Genomic DNA, 2,529 nt, shown 5'->3' with positions numbered 1-2,529 from the left:
GTAACCGTCAAATATAACCCACTTTTTGCCCTTACGTAAGATAAGAATAAAGAACCCCCACCGATTTCTGAGATGGGGGCTAAAACAAGCTTAATTATTCATCCGGCAAACGGGGGGCAGAGTTTCCGACCACGGCAGGAGTTGATCCAGGGCTTCTTTATCCTGCGGGTCCAGGTTGGGCAGCCTTTCGAAGAGGTAGGTAAGGTAGTGAAAGGGATTTAATCTATTCTCCTTGGCTGTTTCTATGATGCTGTAGATAATAGCACTGGCTTTAGCACCCCGAGGGGTGTTGGCAAATAACCAGTTCTTACGCCCAATGACGAAGGGCTTTATAGAACGCTCGCTGCGGTTGTTATCAATTTCTAAACGCCCGTCTTGTAAAAAGGCGACAAGTTTATCCCATTGGCCCAGGCAATAGTAAACCGCCCGCCCAAAGGCACTTTTGGGCAGCACCTGCGCCTTCTGCTTCTTAAGCCATGCTAAAAATTCGTCCAGCACGGGCCGGCTGCGCTCCTGGCGGATTTGATACCGTTCTTCCGGGGTTTTGTCTTTAAGCTCGCGCTCTATGGCAAAAAGCCGGTTGCAGAACTCCAGCCCCTCCCGGGCTGTCACTGCTGCATGGCGTTTTTCCTCCGGCAGGGCTTTTAAAGCTTCGTCAAACTTGCGCCGGGCATGGGCCCAGCAGCCCACCAGGGTGACCTCTGAAAGTCCATTGTAGCCCTCATAGCCGTCAACATGCAAATAACCCTTAAAACCTTCCAGGAACCGGCGGGGGTGTTTGCCAGCCCGGGTGGTCTGGTAGTCGTAAAGAATTATGGGAGGTCCGTCCCGCCCGGTACGGTAAAGCCAGAGAAATGATTTGGTGGTAGGCTCTCTTCCCGGTTCATGGAGTACCTGCAACGTGGTCTCATCGGCATGGAGAATGTCTCTTTTGAGGAGGTGTTCATGGAGACGGTCGTAAATAAGGGTTAAGTAGGTGTTTGCTCCATGGAGCACCCAGTTGGCCATGGTCTGCCGGGAAAGGTCTATACCCCAACTTTTAAACTGCTGCTCCTGGCGGTAGAGGGGTAATCCTGCCCCGTATTTCTGGGTCATAATGTAGCTAAGAAGCGAGGGAGATACCGGGCTTCCCGGAAGTACAGGAGCAGGCATGGGCGCTGTGATAACCGGGGTGGTTACCTCTTCTTTCTCGCAGCGGCGGCAGGAATAGACGTAGCGCACGTGCTGAACCACTTTCACCTGGGCCGGGATAATTTTGAGCTCTTGCCGTACCTCGGTGCTCATTTCATGTAAAGGGCCACCGCAACACGGGCAGACCCGCTCCTCTTCCGGTAGGCGGTGTTCTACCACCTCAACCGGTAAATCTTCCAGGTTCATCTCCCGGCGGCCGCGCGTTTTACGGCGCTGGTAGGTGATGGTCTCCAAATCCGGCTCCGCTTCCTCCGGCCGGGCTTCCACTTCTGCCTCATTAAAAAGCAAAAGCTGTTGCTCTTTTAGTGCTTCAGTCCGCTCGCTGGAAGAACCGAATTGCCTTTTCTTGCTTAAACGGAACTGCTCCATAAACCAGTTTAATTTAGCGGTCAGTTCGGCATTTTGTTGTTCCAGCTGCCTACACTGCTCTTCCAGCTGAAGGCAGTGGCTTTGCAGCTCTTCTATGGTCATGGTAGCAAGAGACTTAGAAGTGTTCATGCCTTAATGATTCGACAAATCAAGCCGAATTCCTCTAGAATCAACCACAAACAAAAAATATTTCTTTCTAGCGATTTCTTTTACAAGATGGTGCGCGCTTTTACCTCAGGATGGGCTTTAGGCTGGTTTAAGGGAAGGCCGTCAAGCAGCCAGCGCAACTCCCGGCGGCTTATGGTGATGGTAGAAGAAGTATTTTCCACCGGCCATACGAATTTGCCCTTCTCCAGCCGGCGGTAATAAAGCCAAAACCCGTTGTGCTCCCAGTGGAGGATCTTTAGTTTGTCCCTCTTACGGTTGCAGAAGACAAAAAGGCAAGAAGAAAAAGGGTCTAATTCGAAGCCTTCCTTGACCAGTACCGCCAGGCCGTCAATAGATTTGCGCAAGTCTGTTGCGCCGCAGGCGAGGTAAACCCGGTCGATACCCACTTCGTTTAGCATAACGCCATCAGCACCTGAACTACCTGGGTGAGTAAGGCCGGGTCAAAGCCGGGTCTTACCTCGATGCTGGCCGGTCCTATTTTGACCAATAGGGCCTGTTCTCGGGAACCTTCCTCGCTTATTTCTACCGGTAGCCACCGGTTGGAAAGCTCCGGAGGAGTTGGGGTTTGGTTCTTAAACTTCCGCAGCCAGTACCATAACTGCCTGGGGCTAATGCCCTCATGGGAGGCGCACCATTCTTTAACGCTTTGCCCGCTTTCCCTGTATTCAGCTATGCGAGCTTCCCATAGTTTTTGTAATTCGGCTCTGGTCATAAGGGGAAATCCTCCTCAGTTCGTTTTCTGAGGAAGATTATCCCTTAAACTCGAGCACTGTGCCAAGGTGGGTTGTATTTGACGCTTAC

3 protein-coding genes are annotated in these 2,529 nt (G+C 51.8%); all 3 read right to left on the bottom strand.

The annotated features are described in order from the left end of the window. Positions 1 to 90 precede the first annotated feature (90 nt). Positions 91 to 1,662, bottom strand: a complete 1,572-nt coding sequence (gene tnpC / locus AC1BI1_RS15240) for an IS66 family transposase (protein ID WP_476718159.1) — start codon at positions 1,660 to 1,662, stop codon at positions 91 to 93. Between the two features lie 107 nt (positions 1,663 to 1,769). Beyond that, on the bottom strand, positions 1,770 to 2,126 hold the full coding sequence (gene tnpB / locus AC1BI1_RS15235; protein WP_476718158.1) for an IS66 family insertion sequence element accessory protein TnpB: 357 nt from the start codon (positions 2,124 to 2,126) through the stop codon (positions 1,770 to 1,772). Then, entirely contained in the window at positions 2,120 to 2,440 is a 321-nt protein-coding gene (tnpA, locus tag AC1BI1_RS15230; protein ID WP_476718157.1) for an IS66 family insertion sequence element accessory protein TnpA, read from the bottom strand. The genes tnpB and tnpA overlap by 7 nt, the downstream gene beginning before the upstream one ends. Positions 2,441 to 2,529: the final 89 nt, after the last annotated feature.

It is taken from the genome of Thermanaeromonas sp. DSM 22490, from assembly GCF_056378755.1.
This window is presented reverse-complemented; position numbering and strand designations above follow the sequence as displayed.